The organism is Streptomyces swartbergensis (genome assembly GCF_002148965.1).
Classification (GTDB): Bacteria; Actinomycetota; Actinomycetes; order Streptomycetales; family Streptomycetaceae; genus Streptomyces; species Streptomyces swartbergensis.
In genome coordinates this window covers 1-711 of sequence record NZ_NGFN01000827.1, presented here as the reverse complement: position 1 = coordinate 711, position 711 = coordinate 1, and the positions used below count along the sequence as shown (strand labels likewise).

Below are 711 nucleotides of genomic sequence, written 5' to 3'. Positions count from 1 at the left end.
TTCGCGGAGGTGGGCGCGGGCCTGGGCGCGGCGCCGGCGCGCTTCGACGAGTTCACGCGCGAGCATCGCGGTCGTCCAGGCGGCACCGCAGGCCAGCAGCAGGGTGAGGGCGGCGGCCACCGGCGGGGCGGTGGACAGGTCGTACGCCGCGGTCACCGCGGGCGGAGCCGGGGCGAAGAGCTGGGCGCGGACCGTGCCGAAGACGGCGGCGGCGCCCAGGGCGAGTGCCGTCACGCAGCACAGCAGGACGGTGGCGACCAGGCACTGCCACACCCACAGCGCGACCACCGGTTCCCGCTCGGGCCAGTCGGCCCGGGTCAGCGCACGGGGAACGGGTACGGCGGCCGTCACGGCGACAACGCTCAGCAGGAGCAGGCAGACGGTCATGGCCACGGGCTCCGGTCGGTCGGAAGAGGGGCGGCTACGGGTCGTGCGGGGGAGGGCGGCTGCCGAGCGCACCGGTGACGCGGCTGAAGTGCACACCGACGAGCGCCCCGAACGTGCCGTGCACCGCGCACGTGTGGCACACCGCCCGACGCCCAGTATGACGGTGCCGGGCGGTGTGAGTCAGGGGCCGAGCGGCATCAGAAGCGCCGGGAGGGGCGACTGTCGGCCAGATCCGGGCGGCCCCGCGGGCGCACGACGGGGCTTCGCGGACGCCCCTGGAGCGCCGTCAGGCCGGCACCACCCGCCCCGTCACCTCGCCCAGCC

The 711-nt window shown here is 76.5% G+C and carries 1 pseudogene; it reads right to left on the bottom strand.

Annotation, left to right across the window (positions count from 1 at the left end):
• Positions 1–387 (bottom strand): annotated as a pseudogene (locus CA983_RS44575) (M56 family peptidase); the annotation flags it as partial.
• Positions 388–711 lie beyond the last annotated feature (324 nt).